This is a genomic window from Streptomyces sp. So13.3 (assembly GCF_005860785.2).
Lineage (GTDB): Bacteria > Actinomycetota > Actinomycetes > Streptomycetales > Streptomycetaceae > Actinacidiphila > Actinacidiphila fildesensis.
The window spans coordinates 8519851-8535167 of record NZ_CP048835.1 but is presented as its reverse complement, the minus strand read 5'-3'; the positions used below and the strand labels follow the sequence as shown (position 1 = coordinate 8535167).

The following is a 15317-nucleotide window of genomic DNA, read 5'->3' as shown; positions in this document are numbered from 1 at the left end:
GGCGCGCCCACCCGCGCGGGTGGACACGGTCCGTAATTCGCCAGGCAGTGCCAGGGTCTCGCCAGAAATCCGCATCCCGGAAGGCGTCAGAGGTTCACCGCACTGGCCGCGTCGGCCGCCTTGGGCCTCACCGGCCTCACGGCGGTTGCCGCCCCGGCCCACGCGGTCCCGGCGGGTGCCACGACCGCCTACGTCGCCAACGCCAGCGACAACACGGTGTCGGCGGTCGACACCGCCACCAACACCGTCACCGCCACCATTCCCGTCGGCTTCGGCCCCCAGGGCGTGGCGGCGGCACCGGACGGTGCGCATGTCTACCTACCCAACGTCAGTTCCAACACCGTGTCGGTCATCGACACCACCGCCACCGACTCCGTCGTCGCCACCACACCGGTGGGCTCCAGCCCGACCGCCGTGGCGGTCACCCCGAACAGCGCCCATGTGTACGTCGCCAACCTCGGCTCCAACACCGCCTCCGTCATCGACACCGCGACCGCCGCGGTCGCCACCACCACCGCGGTCGGCCGCAACCCGATCGGCGTGGCGATCGGTACGACCGTCGCGCCCGTTCCGCCGCCCGTCGTGACCGGGGTCAGCCCCAACACGGGCCCGCCCGCGGGCGGCACCACCGTCACCATCACCGGTACGGCCCTGTCCGACGCCACCGCGGTCACCTTCGGTGCCGGGCACAACGCCGCCGCCGTCACCTGCTCGCCGACCTCCTGCACCGCGGTCGCTCCGGCGGGCACGGTCGGCACGGTGGATGTGCGGGTCACCACGGCGGCCGGCACCAGTGCCGTCAGTGCCGCCGACCACTTCACCTACGCCGCCGCCGATGTGAGTGTCGCCCTGGTGGCCGGCCCCGCGCCGGGACTGCTCGGCGGGAAGATCAACTACACGCTGACCGTCACCAACCACGGTCCCTCCGCACTGACCTCCGCAGCGGTCACCGCGGCTCTGCCCACGCCGATGACCGCCACCTCCAGTGACTGCGGTGTCAGCGCGGGCCACATCAACTGCACCGTGGGAACGCTGGCCTCCGGCGCCGCCACCACGCGCCACTTCACCGTCCCCGTGGGCCTGTTGTCGCTCAACCTGCCCTACAGCGTCACCGCGACCCGCACCGCCAGTGCGCCGGTCGACCTGAACTCCGCCAACAACAGCGCCACCCGCACCTGCACCGTCATCACCTCGCTGATCATCAGCTGCTCCTGATCAGTGACGCACGACCCGGCCGGCCGACCGTTCAGCCGGCCGGGTCGTGCCCCGACCGAACTACGCGGGGGAATCGGCGTGGTGCCGTTGGTAGTGGCGTGCGACGCGGGCGCGGTTTCCGCAGTTCGCCGAGCACCATTCCCGGCGGGGGTGGGCCCGCACGAAATACAGCACGCAGCCGGGAGCCCGGCAGGCCCGCAGCGCTCCCCGGTCCGGTCCGGCGAACAGTTGGACGGCCTGTTCCGCGATCCGCGACAGGGCTGCGGCCGCCGCGGTGGCGTGTGACGGCGCACTGGCTGTGGCGAGGGACGGCGTTCCCCCTTCGGGCCACACCAGCCGCGACCACTCGGGCGCGTAGGCGCAGGCCTGGTTGACCGCCTCCACCGCCGCCGCGAGATCGGGAGCCGCCGAGGCCGCCGCCGGGCGGGGGTCCTCGGTGACGACGGCCGCCAGCCGCCGCAGCGCGTCACGCAGCTGCTGATACCGGTCCAGGAGCGGCGCCGGCAGCGACGGCCCGGAAGCCGCGGCCGGTTCGTCCAGGGCGAGCGCGGGCTCGAAGCGCGGGGCCACGGCTCGCAGCCATCGCGCCAGGTCGTCGGTGTCGGCCAGCGCGTCATGGAGACCGTCCCGGTCGGCCCAGACGGTGTTCATCAGCTCGACCGGCAGCGGCTCACCGAGCAGCGGCGCGCCGGGCTGCGGATCCGAGGTGTCCATGGTCCCGACTGTAAACCTCTTCCTAATGGTTTTCCAAGCCATCAGCCATTTGGAAGGGCGGGTGGCCGGTTGCGGGTCCACTCCTGGTCCCGATTCTGGTCCCGCTCCCGGCCCACTCCTGGTCCGCTTCCGTCACAGGCCGTAGACGCGGGTGGCGGTGCCGGAGAAGACCGCCTCGCGCTCGGCCGGGCCGAGGGAGCCGGTCAGCTCCCGTGCGGTGGCGACGACCTGGGCGTACGAGCCGGCCAGCCGGCAGACCGGCCAGTCCGATCCGAACATCAGCCGGTCCGGGCCGAACGCGTCGAGCACCGTGTCCGCGTACGGTGCGAGACCGGCGGTCGTCCAGGTGTCCCAGTCGGCCTCGGTGATCATCCCGGAGAGTTTGCAGACGGTGTTGGGCAGCGTGGCCAGCTGGCGCACGGTATCGGCCCAGGGTCGGAGTTCGTCGCTCGCGATCGGCGGCTTGCCGAGATGGTCGAGGACGAAGGTGAGCTCGGGCCGCAGCTCGGCGGCCGTGTACGCGGCGGGCAGCTGGTGCGGAAGGATCACCAGCTCGTAGACGAGTTCCGCCGCGGCGACGGCCGCCAGCCCGCGCAGCACGTCCCGGCGCAGCAGCCACCGCGGATCCGGCTCGCTCTGCACCTGGTGCCGGATGCCGACGAGCCGGTCGCCTCCCGGCAGTTCCCGCAGGGCGGCGAGGGTGTCGGCGATGCCCGGGTGGGTCAGGTCGGCCCAGCCCACCACACCGGCGACCAGGTTGTCGCCGTTCACGAGAGCCAGCAGTTCCGGCGTCTCCTCCGGGACGGTGACCGTCTGGACCACGACGGTCGCTTCGACTCCGGCGGCACGCGCCTCGGGCTCCAGGTCCGCCAGGGCGAAGTTCCGGCGCAGCGGGGCCAGCGCGTCACCCGTGATCCAGTCCTGGTCGCGGACCGCCAGGTCCCACAGATGGTGATGGGAATCGACGATGCGCATCCGGGTCACAGCTCCCACACCACGGGCAGCGACGCGTCGGAGCCGCCCGCCGAGTAGTCGTGCGCGATCTCCGTCAGCTCACCCATCCGGGCCTGCCAGGCAACGTTGACCGGGAGCTTGGCCAGTTCGGCGATCATCGCCGCGTAGTCCTCGACCTCCAGGACATGGAAGAGGTCGGTGCCACTGCGCCAGATCGTCCATGAGGTGGCACCGGCCGCGCGGATCGCGGTGACCAGTTCCTCCGGCACCTGCCGGTGCGCGGCCTCGTACTCCTCGATGCGGTCCTCGCGGACCTTCGTGTGCAGCGCGACTCTCATGGCGGGTCTCCCTCCGTGCCTGTTCGTGGTCAGGCCTGATCCTGCTGGGGCCCGTTCCGTGTCTCTTCCCGGCTGTGTCTGTTCCCGACGGAAAGGTCACTCATGCCGCGGTCTCCCGGCCGACGAGATCGGCGGCCCAGAAGGTGCCGTCCGGATAGGTGTACTCCTCGATCGACGTGGCAAGCATCTCGGCGGAGAATCCGGGTGCCAGCGGCGCGGCATAGTGCCCGCGCCGCATGACGACCGGGTTCTCGAAGTGCCCGTGCAGATGGTCGACGTACTCGATGACCCGGTCCTCGGTCGTACCGGACAGCGCGACGTAGTCGAACATCGACAGGTGCTGCACCAACTCGCAGAGTCCGACTCCGCCGGCGTGCGGGCACACCGGGATCCCGAACTTCGCCGCGAGCAGCAGGATCGCGAGATTCTCGTTGACGCCGCCGACCCGGGCAGCGTCGATCTGCAGGATGTCGATCGCCTCCGCCTGCAGCAGCTGCTTGAAGACGATGCGGTTCTGGACGTGCTCCCCGGTGGCGACCTTGACCGGCGCCACCGCGCCGCGCACCGCCGCGTGGCCGAGGATGTCGTCGGGGCTGGTGGGCTCCTCGACCCAGTACGGGTCGAACTCGGTCAGCGCCTTCGTCCACTCGATGGCCTCGCCCACGTTCCACCGCTGGTTCGCGTCGATGGCGATCCGGAAGTCGGGACCGACGGCGGCACGGGCGGCCCGCAGCCGCCGGATGTCGTCACCGAGGTTGGCGCCGACCTTCAGCTTGATCTGGCTGAAACCGTCGGCGACGGCCTGCCGCGCGAGCCGCGTCAGCTTCTCGTCGGAGTAGCCGAGCCAGCCGGGCGAGGTGGTGTATCCGGGGTAGCCGCGTCGCAGCAGGTCCGCCTCACGCGCGGCCCGGTCCGGCGCGGCCCGGCGCAGCAGGCCGAGCGCCTCCTCACGGGTGAGGACATCGGCGATGTAGCGGAAGTCGACCTGGGAGACGAGCCACTCTGGGTCGGCGTCGGACAGCAGCTTCCACAGCGGCTTGTCCGCGCGCTTCGCGGCGAGGTCCCACACCGCGTTGACGACGGCACCGATCGCCATATGCATGACGCCCTTCTCCGGGCCGAGCCAGCGCAGTTGGCTGTCCCCGATCAGGTCGCGGTTCAATGATCCCGGGTCGGCGCACAGGGCGTCGAGGGGCCGGCCGACGATGTGCCCGCGCAACGCGTCGATCGCGGCGACCTGCACGTCGTTGCCCCGCCCGATGGTGAAGGTGAACCCGTGGCCCTCCAGCCCGTCACCGGCGTCGGTGCGCAGGATCAGGTACGCGGCGGAGTAGTCGGGATCCGGGTTCATCGCGTCCGAGCCGTCCAGCTCACGCGAGGTGGGGAACCGGATGTCGTACGTGTCGACCGCGGTGATCCGGGCGGTGGTCGGCGTCATGAACGGGCCTCTCACGCTTGGGCGAACGTCTGACGCTGCGCGCCGAGACCGTCGATGGCGAGTTCCACGGTGTCGCCGGGGCGCAGGTACGGGGTCCCCGGCAGGCCGAGGGCGACCCCCGCCGGAGTGCCGGTGTTGATGACGTCGCCGGGCTCCAGGACCATGTACTGACTCAGGTACCAGACGAGATACGCCACGTCGAAGATCATGTCGCCGGTCGCGCTGTTCTGCCGCTGCGTGCCGTTGACCGACAGCCGCAGGCCGAGCTTCTGCGGGTCGCCGGCCTCGTCCGGCGTCACCAGCCAGGGGCCCAGCGGATTGAACGTCTCGCAGGACTTGCCGAGGTCCCACTGCGGGGAGAACTCCAGCTGGAACTCGCGCTCCGAGACGTCGTTGCTGACCGCGTATCCGCCGACGGCGTCGAGAGCGTGCAGCGGCGATTCCAGATAGCGGGCCCGGCTGCCGATGACGACCGCGAGCTCGACCTCCCAGTCGGTCTTCGACGATCCGCGCGGGATCAGTACCTCGTCGTACGGCCCGACCACCGTGCCCGGATCCTTCATGAAGACCACGGGTCGCGGCGGGATGGCCGCGCCGGTCTCCTCGGCGTGACCGCGGTAGTTGAGGCCGACGCAGACCACCTTGCCGGGGCGCGCGACGGGGGCACCCACCCGCAGCCCCGTGACGTCCACGACGGGCAGGGTGCCCGCGGCGAGCGCGGTCCGGACCCGGTCAGGACCGCCGGAGGCGAGGAACGCCCCGTCGATGTCGGAGGTGAGCGCCGACAGGTCGAGCACCGCACCTTCGTCGGTGAGGACGCCCGGCCGCTCATGGCCGGAGGCGCCGAAGCGCAGCAGTTTCACGGAGCTTTTCTCTCTGATCGGCCGGGGTGTGGAGCGCGGGCAGTGGAGAACCGGAGCCTGGAAGACATCCGATGTCTCGACTTTCGCTCGGACTCTACGTCGCCCTCGAACCCCAAGGCAAGTGGCCAATATCGCTTGTGCGATGCCATCTTGAACAAAAGGAAGCGCGGTTGTCTCCATCGAGGCAGGGGTGGGCTGGACTGAGACATCCCATGTCTCTAGAGTGGGGATTCCGGGCCGCGTGGGCGCTGGGAGCCCGGCCCGCGACGAGCGCCCCCGTGACCACCCCACGCCGGCGGGTGGGCCGCTATCGGCGCGCTACTTCGGGGTAGCCCTTGGGTATGGCATCGGACGAGCCCGCACCGTTCCCGGACATCTGCGACCTCTGCGGCCAGCGCATCGGTGCGCAGGGCCGCCTCGATCTGGTGCCGGACTCCTCGGCGGTGCATGCCCGGGATCCGGGCAAGGACGGGAAGCGGCTGATCGTCGTCTGCTCGCCCGAGCACCTGACCGCACTGCGGGACGAGTACCGGAGGCGCCCGTTCGTGGCCGAGGAGTTGTGGGCGGGAAAGATCAGCCGCGCGCTGCAGGGCCGCCCCGAGGACCTCATCGGTCCTGACACCCTGTCGGCCGCCACGGGGCTGAGCGCGGAGGAGATCGACCGGGCGGTGATCTGGAAGATGGAACGGATCCGGCGCTGGTACGAGCAGCACGGCGACGGCGCGGAGGGTGATCCGGAACCCGGATGACCGGAACCAGGTGATCCGGGGCTCGGGCGGTCCGGGGCCCGGTGATCCGGAGCCCGGTGATCCGCGGAGCCCGCGCGAGAACAGTCCCTACGCGGACGACTCCAGGCCGCCACGCCGCCCGGCCCCTGACGGCCGGCCGATGCGTCAGGGGTTTCGAGGGCGGCGGCCCGGGATCAGGCGTCCGGCTGCGAGCCGTCGCCCAGTGGGCGCCTCACGGACGCCGGTTCCGCCGGAAGCTGCTCCTCCACCGCCGCTCTCGCCGCTTCCGCGGCCGCGCGTTCGGCGGGCGTCATCGCCCGTTGGGCCCGCCCCTCGTCCGGATCGGTGTCGGGGAGCGGTCCGGTGCCCAGCGGGCGGCGTTGAACTGTCATTGGTGCAGTCTCCTCCCCCTGAGCTCCGCACCGGACCCCGGCGCCCGGTCCCGGGCGGACGGACAACCGGCCACGGCTCGGGGAAACGTGCGTGGGGCTCCGGAGCCGCCTGCCGGCTCCGGAGCCCCATACGGTTTCCCGCCTCATCCACACGGCGTTGCCCACGCCGGCGCACAACACTGTGGTACCAACTGGACGGCCCTTGCCGGACCGCCCGGCCCGGCAGCCAACCCCGCGGCCCTCCCGCACTGCTCGGCCCCGGGATTCCACTGCCGTGCCCCACGCTTCGCGCGCCGGTTCCTGCACCTTCATACCGTTCTTCACCTTCATGCCGTTCTTCGCGCTCGGCGGCGGTCACAGCCCGCTCTCCGACGAGAACCTGCACAAGGTCGCGCAGCGGCACCGTGCGACCGCGATCCCAGTGGCCATCGCCTGGGGCCTGGCCCGTTCGCCCTCGATCGTTCAGATCCCCGGCACCGGCTCGCTCTCCCACCTGGCGGAGAACATGGCGGCGGGCGCCCTCGTACTCGACGAGGCGGACATGGCTCTGCTCGGCCGGCGCTAGGTCCCTGGAGAAGGCCGGTCCTCAGTCCTCGGTCCGGGCGCGGCCGGAGGCGAAGGCGGCGTCGAGCCAGCGGCTCACGGCGAGCGCGGCGGCCGGGTCGGCCTGGACGATCCGGGACACCACGGACTCGTTCTCGCTGCCGGCTCCGTCCCGTACCCCGGTACGGGCCAGCGCGCGCAACAGGGTGTCCCTGGCGTCATCGGCGCCGGCTTCGCCGGTGTCCGTGCCGTCGGTGCCGTTGGTGTTGCCGTTGCCTTCGGTCCGCCGGGCCGCTGCCCGGTTGGCGTGCGCGGTGAGTTCGCCCTGCACGAACGGATCGGAGTCCGGGTCGTAGGGGCCGGCGTGCGTGGTGAGCAGATCGACGATGCGCTCCCACTCCTCGACCGCCGGGCTGATGGGACCGTCCTCGCCGTCCTCGCCATCCCGACCGTGTTCGCCACCGTCCTCCTCGGACCGGGCCTTCTCCAGCGCTTCCTCGGCCTCGTGATGCACCATGCCCCGCGCGTCCCGGCGGACCGACGACCGGACGGCGTGCGCCTCGTCGACGGAATCGGCGGTCTCCGAACCCGTGGTGCCGGGAATGAGGGGGTACGGGTGCTGATCGGCGGTCATCGGTCTGCCTCGCATTCATGGACTCAGGCGTACGTCGTCCCGCCCAGCGGCTGTGCGGCGGCCGCTACGGCGGCCCCGTTCCGAAACCGGAGTCTACGGAATCGGCACCGGCCCTCCCCCGCCGGCCCGGGGCGGACGGGGAAGTCGCCCTGGTCGATGACCGGTTGCCGACGGACGGCGGATAGGATCTGGGCCGGCCGCCAGAAGCCGACCATAGGAGTGCGCGCGTGACCGGGATATCCGTCCGACAGGCCGTCATCGCCGAGGAGGAGACCGTCGCCCGGCTCCTGGCGACCGTCTTCGACGAACTGCCGCTGCACAGTTGGCTGGTCCCCGTGCGCGAACGGCACCCGGCGATCTTCCCGCACTTCTTCCGGATCCTCGTCGGACACGCGCTGCGCCACGGCACGGTCCATGTGACCGACGATCTGCGGGCCGCCGCGGTCTGGCTCCCGGAGCCCTCCCCCGCCATTGAGGGCTACGACGAGCTGCTGTCGGCCGCGTGCCAGGAGCACGTCGGGCGGTTCCACGAGCTCGATGAGGCCATGGAGCGCGCCCATCCCACCGATCTCGGCGACTACGAGCACCTGGCGTTCCTGGTCGTCCACCCGGACCTGCAGGGCAACGGCATCGGCTCGCTGCTGCTCCGGCTGCACCACGAGACGCTCGACCGGGCCGGCCGCCCGTCCTATCTGGAGGCGACCAGCCCCGCCAGCCGCAAGCTCTACCTGCGGCACGGCTACACCGATCTCGGCGAGCCGCTGGCCCTGCCCTTTGACCCCGAGGCGATGTACCCGCTCTGGCGGCCGGTGCACGGCACGGAGTGACACCGCCTCCGCACGCGTAGCGGACGCGCAGTGGCGTCAGGCGGCGATCCAGGGCCGCGTGGAGCGGACCTGGAGAGCCGCCACCGCGACCATCGCCGCCAGTGTCAGAACGGCGATCAGCAGCGGCAGCGCCGGGTCGGAGTTGTGGATGAGCAGCCCGCCGGCCACGGCTCCCAGGAACATCGCGATCGCCGACAGGGCACGGGTGCCGGTCTTGCCGGCGGTGCCTCCCGCGAGCCGCCCGTCGGCGGCGATACCGGTGATGGTCTGCGTCAGGACCGTGGTGGTGAGATCGGGGACGCCCAGCCGTCGGGCGGCGGCGTTCTGCCCGCCCATGGCCAGGCCGAGCAGAACGATGAGCAGATAGCGGGCGGCCGTGGACGGTGGATCGGCGGTCAGTTCGCTGCTCAGGTAGGCCGCCAGGACGAGGACGCCTTCGAGGGCGGTCGCCGCGAGCAGCAGTCGTGCGCGGTGGTCCGGAAAGCGGTTGGCGCTCCGCCCGCCGATCACCGCCCCCACGACGAAGGAGGCGAGCGACACCAGCGAGGCCATCAGGGAGAAACCCTCGGCACCGGCCAGTGAGAAGGCCATGAAGACGACGTTGCCCGTCATGTTGGCCACGAAGACATGTCCCAGCACCAGATAGCTGAAGGCGTCGACGAGCCCGGTGACGACGGTCAGCGCGAGGAGCAGCGGTGGCAGCGGCCCATGCCGGCTGTCGAGATCAGGGACCAGGGTCTTCCAGGCATCGCGCAGGACAGTGGCCACGGCGGCGGCTCCCTTCGGGTGATGCGGGGACGGCGTCCGGGCAGCGCCGGATCCGTCCTCCACGCCAAGGGATACACCACAGCACCTCCGGGTTCCGGCTACGCCGGTACGATCCCCTGCCATGTCCTCTTTTGCCGTACCGCCCCTTTTCGCACGCCTCGGACCGGCCCGCCGGGTGCTCATCGCCGGCGCGGGCGGTGGCTTCGATGTGTACGCCGGTCTGCCGCTGGCGCTGGCGCTCCGGGCCCAGGGCAAGGACGTCCACCTGGCGAACTTCTCGTTCAGCGATCTCCACGGGCTCGACTCCGAGGTGTGGCTCGCGCCGGACGTCGCCGAGATCGGGCCGGACACCGTGTCGGCCGCGGAGTACTTTCCCGAGCGGACGCTGGCGCGCTGGCTGCGGCGGCAGGGCATGCCGGAGACCGTGTACGCCTTCCCGTCGATCGGGGTGCAGCCGCTGCGGGCGGCTTACGAGGCGCTGGTCGGCCACCTCGCCGTGGATGCGATCGTGCTGGTCGACGGGGGCACGGACATCCTCATGCGCGGCGACGAGTCGGGGCTCGGCACGCCGGAGGAGGACATGGCGAGCCTCGCGGCCGTGCGCGGACTCGCGGTACCGAACCGGCTCGTCGTGTGCCTGGGCTTCGGCATCGACGCGTACCACGGGGTGAACCACTCCCACGTGTTGGAGAACATCGCCGCTCTCGACCGCGACGGCGCGTATCTCGGGGCGCTGTCCGTCCCCCGGGACACCCCCGAGGGCGCCCTGTACCTGGACGCGGTGGCCCATGCCCAGGCGGAGACCGCCGTGCACCCGAGCATCGTCAACGGCTCGATCGCCGCGGCGGTACGAGGGGAGTTCGGCGATGTGCGGTTCACCGACCGCACCCGGCGTTCCGAACTCTTCATCAACCCCCTCATGACCCTGTACTTCTCGTTCGATCTGGACGGTGTCGCTCGCCGTTCCCGCTACCTCGACCGCATCGAGGACACCCAGCTCGTGCGTCAGATCAGCAGCCGAATAGCGGAGTTCCGCGACGACCTGCCCCGGCAGCGGCCGCCGCGTACGTTCCCGCACTGAGCCGTGCCCCCGCGCCCTTGGCGGTGGGGTGGCATGCCGTGGGCGTCAACACGCCGTTCCGCCATTCGGCTGTACCGCGGTCGGCGACACACGGGTGCCGCACGGGATTTAAGCCCGGCTTCAACCAATCTTCCTACTCTTCCCGCATCGGTACCTCCCTTTCTGCCGTAGGAGACCCCCCATGCGTTTCTCCACTTCACGGACGTCGGCCGCCCTCGCTCAGGAGCAGGTGCTGTCGCTGTTCCGGATCGTCGTCGGGCTGCTCTTCGCGTGCCATGGCGCCGCTTCGCTCTTCGGTGTCCTCGGTGGTGCGTTCGGCGGCGGGACCGTCGCTGCCGGTACGTGGCCCGGCTGGTACGCGGCGGTGATCCAGTTCGTCGGCGGCGGGCTGGTGATGCTCGGCCTCGGGACCCGGTACGCCGCGCTGATCTGCTCCGGCTCGATGGCCTACGCGTACTTCACCGAGCACCAGCAGCACGCCCTGTGGCCGATCCAGAACGGCGGCGAGCCGGCCGCGCTGTACGCCTGGACGTTTCTGCTGATCGTCGTCGCAGGGCCGGGCCGCTGGTCGCTCGACGCGCTGTTCGGGCGGATCGCCGCCAACAACACCGTGACGGCCGTCGCACCGGCCGCGGCGGTCTTCGCCTCCGGCTCGCACGACGGCAACGACACCGGTTCCGTGACCCCCGCGCGGTCCGAGGTTCCCGCCTCCTCCTCCGTGTAACGGGCGGAGCCCGCCCGGTCGTACGGAGGGACGGACCCGCTTCGGGTCCGTCCCTCCCGGGATCTTCACGGGGGCGGCGGTTCCGGGGACAATCACGTCCATGAGCGAAGAGTCACCACGAAACTATCTGGCCGCGGTGGAAAGCCGGCTGACGGCCGACGGCTGCAACCCGCAGTGGCAGGACTGGTCCGGTGTCCGCGTGCTGGTCGGCCGGCGGTCCGACTTCCGGCTGCGCTGGATGGCCACCAATCTGCATGTGTTCACGATCGCCGCGGCCGTCCCCGAGATAACCGCGGCCACCATCGACACGTTCACCACGCAGACCCTGAGCTTCGCCAAGAAGAACAAGGGCGGCCTCCCCGTGGGGATGCAGACCGGGGTCGCCGTCTTCCCCGTCCTCGTCAGCGAGCGCGTCGATCCGGCCGCGATGGCGTGGGCGGAGGAGAAGCAGCGCAACCAGTTCGCCTGCTTCGCCCGGCCCGTCGTGGTCGACACCGCCCGGCACTACGTCGGACTCTTCCGCGGCAAGCCCGCTCTGGGCTGGATCTACTCGTCCCATCTCATCGAGAAGGGCGACCGCTACTTCAACCACCCTGCCTGAGGGGTCCTGACGCGTTCCCCGCGGCGACGAGCGTCCTCAGCCAGTCGAGGTCGATCCCTTCGAGGCTGCCGCGCACCGTCCGGCCGGGCGCCGCAGGGATGGGTGCGAGCGACGGCACCGCGAGCACGACGCAGCCCGCGGCCTCCGCCGAGGCCACCCCGACCGGGGTGTCCTCCACCGCGACGCAGGCGGCGGGCGGCACGCCGAGTGACCCGGCGGCGGCGAGATACGGATCGGGGGCCGGCTTCGTGGCGGGGGTCTCGCCCTCGGCGACGGTGACCTGGAAGCGGTACGCGCCCAGGGTTTTCAGTACGGCGTCCATGACACTTCGCGGCGACGCCGACACCAACCCGACCGGAACGCCCTCGCGTTCCAGCAGGTCGAGGAGTTCGACGGCACCGGGCCGTGCGACGGTCCGCTCCTGGACGGCGGCGAGGAACCGGCGGTCGAGTTCGGCGGCGAGCCCGGCCGGCTCGCGGCCGGTGCCGGTGACGTCGTGCAGATGGGCGGCGGTGTCGTGGACGCTCCGGCCCAGGACGGCCGGCAGGTCCGCGTCGCCGAGTTCGTGGCCGAGCTCCTGGGCGAGCGCCGCGACCGTCTGCCACCACAGGGATTCGGTGTCGACGAGGGTGCCGTCCATGTCGAACAGCACCGCGCGCGGCGCCGCGGTGAACGGACGTCCGTCGAGCGTCCAGTGCCGGTCGGCGGTCCGGCCCAGGGCCGCGTACACATGCGCCGCCACGTCCTCGTGGCGTACCCGGTCCGGGGTGCGGCCCGCAGTGACGTCCGGTCCTGAGCAGGCCACCCAGGCGGTGCGTTCCGCGCCCGACCGACCGCCGTGGCCGCCGGCCCGGACGTGGCCGTGGTCGGTCACCACGATCACCGTCCAGGTCTCGTCGTCGTAGCCGGCCCGGTGGCGAACGGCGGCCAGTATGCGGCCCAGCCGCTCGTCGGCCCGGACGACGGACCGCTCGTACTCCGCCCCGCAGCCCAGGAAGTGGGCGGTCTCGTCCGGGGCTCCGAGGTAGACGAACGAGGCCTCGGGGTCGTCGGTACCGAGGACCCGCACGGCGTCCTCGGTGATCTGCTCGTCGCAGTCCTCCCACGCCTGGGGAGTGTCGGCGGCCGGGGCGCTGTAGCTCAGCCGGGACGGGTGCGCGAAGAGTGGCCCGCCGTTCGCGACGGTGACCAGCGGGTCCCAGCCGGCGGCGACATACGTGCGCCTGCCGTCCTGCCGGGCGAGGCGGGTGGCGAAGTCGGGAAAGACCCTGAGCCGGTTCCCGGAGAAGTCGTTGCTCCAGACCGCGTGCTTGTCGACGGTGACCCCGGTGGTGATCGTGGCCCAGCACGGCCCCGACATCGTGGGCGTGCCGTCGGCGACCTCGACGGCGGCCAGGAAGCCGGCGGCCGCGACCGCGTCGATGTGCGGGGTCGGGAGCGCGAGGAGGACGTCGTGACGGACACCGTCGATCCCGACGACCAGGACACGACGCGCCTTCTCCGGCGTGGATGCGGGCTGGGACGGCTCGGACAACGGGGTTTCCTCTCGGGCGGAACGTACGTGGCCGGTGGTGGCGGACGAGACGGATCAGGCGGAGTGCACGAGTGCGGCGGCGTGCACCGGGTGCGCGAAGGGCAACCCCTGCGCGTACCGCTCCAGTTCATCGATGGCCGTGTCGGCGAGCCGCCGCAGTTCGCCGCCCAGCGAGCCGGCCATGTGCGGGGTCAGCAGGACGTTCGGCAGGTCGTAGAGCGGGGAGCCCGCCGGGAGGACGTCGGGGACGGTGATGTCCAGGACCGCGTGCAGGCGGCCGGAGACGAGTTCGGCCGTGAGCGCCTGGGTGTCGACGAGCGAACCGCGCGCGGTGTTGACGAGCGTGGCGCCGTCCCGCATCAGGGCGATCCTGGCGGCGCCGAACAGGTTCCGGGTCTCGGGCAGTTCGGGGGCGTGGATGGTGACCACGTCGCTGCGCCGCACCAGGTCGTCGAGCTCGACCGGGGTCGCGCCCAGAAGGGCCGCTTCCGACGGTTCGAGATACGGGTCGTGGACGAGGACGGTGAGATCGAACGGCCGCAGGAGTTCGATGACGCGGCGGCCGACGGCGGAAGCGCCGACCACGCCGATGGTGCGGCGGTAGTTGCCGACCGTCGGAAAATGTTCGAGCAACCGGACCCGGTCGCGGGTACGCCGGTAGGCCTCGGCGCCCGCCAGGACGCGCTTGTTGGCGAACAGGACGGCGGCGAGCGTGTACTCGGCGACCGGCAGCGCGTTGGCGGCCGCGGCCGTGGACACCGTGATGCCGCACTCCCAGGCCGCCTCCGTCATATGGCCCTTGACGGAGCCGGCCGCGTGCACGACGGCGCGCAGCCGGGGCATCCCGGCGAGCGCCTGCCGCGTCAGAGGCGGGCAGCCCCAGCCGGTGAACAGCACTTCCGCTTCGCTCAGGGCCCTGGTCAGCGCGGTGTCACGGGGGCTGAAGTCAACGGCCAGCAGGCCGGTGTCGATCTGCACGGTGCGTTCCAGCCGGCGCAGCGCGGCCGGGTCGAGGACGGAGTCCCGGGTCTCGGCGCTCATGGCCAGGACGGTGCGGGGACGGTTCACTTGACGGCTCCGGCGGTGAGGCCGGAGCGCCAGAAGCGCTGCAGGCCGATGAAGACGGCGATGAGGGGCAGTACGGCGACGAGGGCTCCGGTGATCGCCAGGCTGTAGTACTCGGGGTTGTTCACGACGACGGTGTTCCAGTTGTAGATGCCCAGGCCGACCGGGTAGAGGTGCTGGTCGTTGAGCATCATCAGCGGCAGGTAGAAGCTGTTCCAGCTGCCGGTGAACGAGAACAGGAAGATGGTCATGAAGCCCGGCGCCAGCATGGGCAGCGAGACGGTCCGGAACGTCTTCAGCTCGCCCGCGCCGTCCATCCGGGCCGCTTCCAGCACCTCGTTCGGGATGTAGCCCTCGGAGAAGACCCGGGCCAGATAGACCCCGAACGGGTTGACCAGGGACGGGATCAGCACCGCCCAGTAGGTGTTGACCAGGCCGGCCTCGGAGGCGAGCAGGTACATGGGCAGCGAGATGACGGTGCCGGGTACGAGGATGCCCGCCAGGACGACACCGAAGAGCTTGTCCTTGCCCGCGAAGTGGTACTTGTCGAAGGCGTATCCGGCGGCCACGCAGATGAGGGTCGAGACGAGCGAGCCCACGAGCGAGTACAGCAGGCTGTTGAGCAGCCAGCGGCCGTAGATGCCGCCGTCGGCGGTGAACACGGCCCGGAGGTTGTCGAAGAGGTGGAACGCGCCGAGGGTGAAGCCGCCGGTGCCGAACAGATCGCCGTGGTCCTTGGTCGCCGCGATCAGCAGCCAGGCCAGCGGCATCAGGGTGTAGAGGGCGGCGACGGCGAGCAGGCCGTTGACTGCCGCCCGGGACAGCAGGGCGCCGGTGGGGCGCCGGCGCCGGGAGCGTCCGGTGGGGCGGTGGTCCGGCCCGGGTCCTTCGCGAACGG

General features: G+C 71.3%; 18 protein-coding genes. 7 read left to right on the top strand and 11 right to left on the bottom strand.

From position 1 onward, the window contains the following. Positions 1 to 120 precede the first annotated feature (120 nt). Complete coding sequence (locus tag C8250_RS38110; protein ID WP_244809637.1) at positions 121 to 1215, top strand: IPT/TIG domain-containing protein; 1095 nt, start codon at positions 121 to 123, stop codon at positions 1213 to 1215. A 60-nt stretch (positions 1216 to 1275) separates the two neighbouring features. Here C8250_RS38110 and C8250_RS38105 read toward each other — a convergent pair whose 3' ends face one another. The 5 genes from C8250_RS38105 to C8250_RS38085 all read right to left on the bottom strand — a co-directional run bounded on the left by C8250_RS38105 (position 1276) and on the right by C8250_RS38085 (position 5522). Further along, positions 1276 to 1929, bottom strand: a complete 654-nt coding sequence (locus C8250_RS38105) for an ABATE domain-containing protein (protein ID WP_138355660.1) — start codon at positions 1927 to 1929, stop codon at positions 1276 to 1278. Positions 1930 to 2061: 132 nt separating this feature from the next. Continuing rightward, on the bottom strand, positions 2062 to 2904 hold the full coding sequence (locus tag C8250_RS38100; RefSeq protein WP_138355659.1) for an amidohydrolase family protein: 843 nt from the start codon (positions 2902 to 2904) through the stop codon (positions 2062 to 2064). Positions 2905 to 2909: 5 nt separating this feature from the next. Then, complete coding sequence (locus C8250_RS38095) at positions 2910 to 3221, bottom strand: L-rhamnose mutarotase (RefSeq protein ID WP_138355658.1); 312 nt, start codon at positions 3219 to 3221, stop codon at positions 2910 to 2912. A gap of 100 nt (positions 3222 to 3321) precedes the next feature. Next, positions 3322 to 4659, bottom strand: a complete 1338-nt coding sequence (locus C8250_RS38090; protein WP_138355657.1) for an enolase C-terminal domain-like protein — start codon at positions 4657 to 4659, stop codon at positions 3322 to 3324. An 11-nt stretch (positions 4660 to 4670) separates the two neighbouring features. After that, on the bottom strand, positions 4671 to 5522 hold the full coding sequence (locus C8250_RS38085) for a fumarylacetoacetate hydrolase family protein (RefSeq protein ID WP_138355656.1): 852 nt from the start codon (positions 5520 to 5522) through the stop codon (positions 4671 to 4673). 341 nt (positions 5523 to 5863) lie between these two features. Between C8250_RS38085 and C8250_RS38080 the strand changes: the two genes are divergently transcribed. Next, a complete protein-coding gene (locus tag C8250_RS38080) occupies positions 5864 to 6271 on the top strand; it encodes a hypothetical protein (protein WP_244809636.1) in 408 nt (135 codons plus the stop codon). Positions 6272 to 6444: 173 nt separating this feature from the next. Here C8250_RS38080 and C8250_RS38075 read toward each other — a convergent pair whose 3' ends face one another. Beyond that, entirely contained in the window at positions 6445 to 6642 is a 198-nt protein-coding gene (locus C8250_RS38075; protein WP_138355655.1) for a hypothetical protein, read from the bottom strand. Between the two features lie 274 nt (positions 6643 to 6916). Between C8250_RS38075 and C8250_RS38070 the strand changes: the two genes are divergently transcribed. Beyond that, positions 6917 to 7207: an aldo/keto reductase gene (locus C8250_RS38070; RefSeq protein ID WP_244809635.1), complete on the top strand. Its 291-nt coding sequence runs from the start codon at positions 6917 to 6919 to the stop codon at positions 7205 to 7207. Positions 7208 to 7228: 21 nt separating this feature from the next. Here C8250_RS38070 and C8250_RS38065 read toward each other — a convergent pair whose 3' ends face one another. Next, the gene (locus C8250_RS38065) at positions 7229 to 7819 is read right to left on the bottom strand and encodes a hypothetical protein (RefSeq protein WP_138355654.1); all 591 of its coding nucleotides are present in this window, start codon (positions 7817 to 7819) and stop codon (positions 7229 to 7231) included. A gap of 227 nt (positions 7820 to 8046) precedes the next feature. On the opposite strand from C8250_RS38065, the gene C8250_RS38060 reads away from it, so the two are divergent. After that, positions 8047 to 8646, top strand: coding sequence for a GNAT family N-acetyltransferase (locus tag C8250_RS38060; RefSeq protein ID WP_138355653.1), 600 nt, complete (start codon positions 8047 to 8049; stop codon positions 8644 to 8646). Positions 8647 to 8682: 36 nt separating this feature from the next. Here C8250_RS38060 and C8250_RS38055 read toward each other — a convergent pair whose 3' ends face one another. Then, a complete protein-coding gene (locus C8250_RS38055) occupies positions 8683 to 9414 on the bottom strand; it encodes a YoaK family protein (RefSeq protein ID WP_138355652.1) in 732 nt (243 codons plus the stop codon). A gap of 121 nt (positions 9415 to 9535) precedes the next feature. On the opposite strand from C8250_RS38055, the gene C8250_RS38050 reads away from it, so the two are divergent. From C8250_RS38050 to C8250_RS38040, 3 genes are all read left to right on the top strand, one after another. After that, positions 9536 to 10495, top strand: a complete 960-nt coding sequence (locus C8250_RS38050) for a DUF1152 domain-containing protein (RefSeq protein WP_138355651.1) — start codon at positions 9536 to 9538, stop codon at positions 10493 to 10495. A gap of 181 nt (positions 10496 to 10676) precedes the next feature. Next, positions 10677 to 11219 carry a DoxX family protein gene (locus C8250_RS38045; protein WP_138355650.1) on the top strand — a complete coding sequence of 181 codons (543 nt, stop codon included), beginning with the start codon at positions 10677 to 10679 and terminating at the stop codon, positions 11217 to 11219. 100 nt (positions 11220 to 11319) lie between these two features. Beyond that, complete coding sequence (locus C8250_RS38040; RefSeq protein WP_138355649.1) at positions 11320 to 11820, top strand: levansucrase; 501 nt, start codon at positions 11320 to 11322, stop codon at positions 11818 to 11820. Here the strand turns inward: C8250_RS38040 and C8250_RS38035 are convergent. Genes C8250_RS38035 through C8250_RS38025 form a run of 3 tightly spaced genes read right to left on the bottom strand, consistent with a single transcriptional unit; the run spans position 11804 to position 15189 of the window. After that, on the bottom strand, positions 11804 to 13354 hold the full coding sequence (locus C8250_RS38035) for an HAD-IA family hydrolase (protein ID WP_138355648.1): 1551 nt from the start codon (positions 13352 to 13354) through the stop codon (positions 11804 to 11806). The genes C8250_RS38040 and C8250_RS38035 overlap by 17 nt on opposite strands. Before the next feature lie 54 nt (positions 13355 to 13408). Continuing rightward, entirely contained in the window at positions 13409 to 14395 is a 987-nt protein-coding gene (locus tag C8250_RS38030; RefSeq protein WP_138355647.1) for a hydroxyacid dehydrogenase, read from the bottom strand. 23 nt (positions 14396 to 14418) lie between these two features. Next, on the bottom strand, positions 14419 to 15189 hold the full coding sequence (locus C8250_RS38025) for a carbohydrate ABC transporter permease (protein ID WP_232485139.1): 771 nt from the start codon (positions 15187 to 15189) through the stop codon (positions 14419 to 14421). Positions 15190 to 15317: the final 128 nt, after the last annotated feature.

What these genes read in the sequence shown, in the direction of transcription:
- C8250_RS38030 (WP_138355647.1), bottom strand. Translation starts at nt 14,395, where the DNA reads ATGAGCGCCGAGACCCGGGACTCCGTCCTCGACCCGGCCGCGCTGCGC.
- C8250_RS38100 (WP_138355659.1), bottom strand. Translation starts at nt 2,904, where the DNA reads ATGCGCATCGTCGATTCCCATCACCATCTGTGGGACCTGGCGGTCCGC.
- C8250_RS38045 (WP_138355650.1), top strand. Translation starts at nt 10,677, where the DNA reads ATGCGTTTCTCCACTTCACGGACGTCGGCCGCCCTCGCTCAGGAGCAG.
- C8250_RS38095 (WP_138355658.1), bottom strand. Translation starts at nt 3,221, where the DNA reads ATGAGAGTCGCGCTGCACACGAAGGTCCGCGAGGACCGCATCGAGGAG.
- C8250_RS38050 (WP_138355651.1), top strand. Translation starts at nt 9,536, where the DNA reads ATGTCCTCTTTTGCCGTACCGCCCCTTTTCGCACGCCTCGGACCGGCC.
- C8250_RS38025 (WP_232485139.1), bottom strand. Translation starts at nt 15,189, where the DNA reads ATGCCGCTGGCCTGGCTGCTGATCGCGGCGACCAAGGACCACGGCGAT.
- C8250_RS38090 (WP_138355657.1), bottom strand. Translation starts at nt 4,659, where the DNA reads ATGACGCCGACCACCGCCCGGATCACCGCGGTCGACACGTACGACATC.
- C8250_RS38075 (WP_138355655.1), bottom strand. Translation starts at nt 6,642, where the DNA reads ATGACAGTTCAACGCCGCCCGCTGGGCACCGGACCGCTCCCCGACACC.
- C8250_RS38080 (WP_244809636.1), top strand. Translation starts at nt 5,864, where the DNA reads ATGGCATCGGACGAGCCCGCACCGTTCCCGGACATCTGCGACCTCTGC.
- C8250_RS38105 (WP_138355660.1), bottom strand. Translation starts at nt 1,929, where the DNA reads ATGGACACCTCGGATCCGCAGCCCGGCGCGCCGCTGCTCGGTGAGCCG.
- C8250_RS38040 (WP_138355649.1), top strand. Translation starts at nt 11,320, where the DNA reads ATGAGCGAAGAGTCACCACGAAACTATCTGGCCGCGGTGGAAAGCCGG.
- C8250_RS38065 (WP_138355654.1), bottom strand. Translation starts at nt 7,819, where the DNA reads ATGACCGCCGATCAGCACCCGTACCCCCTCATTCCCGGCACCACGGGT.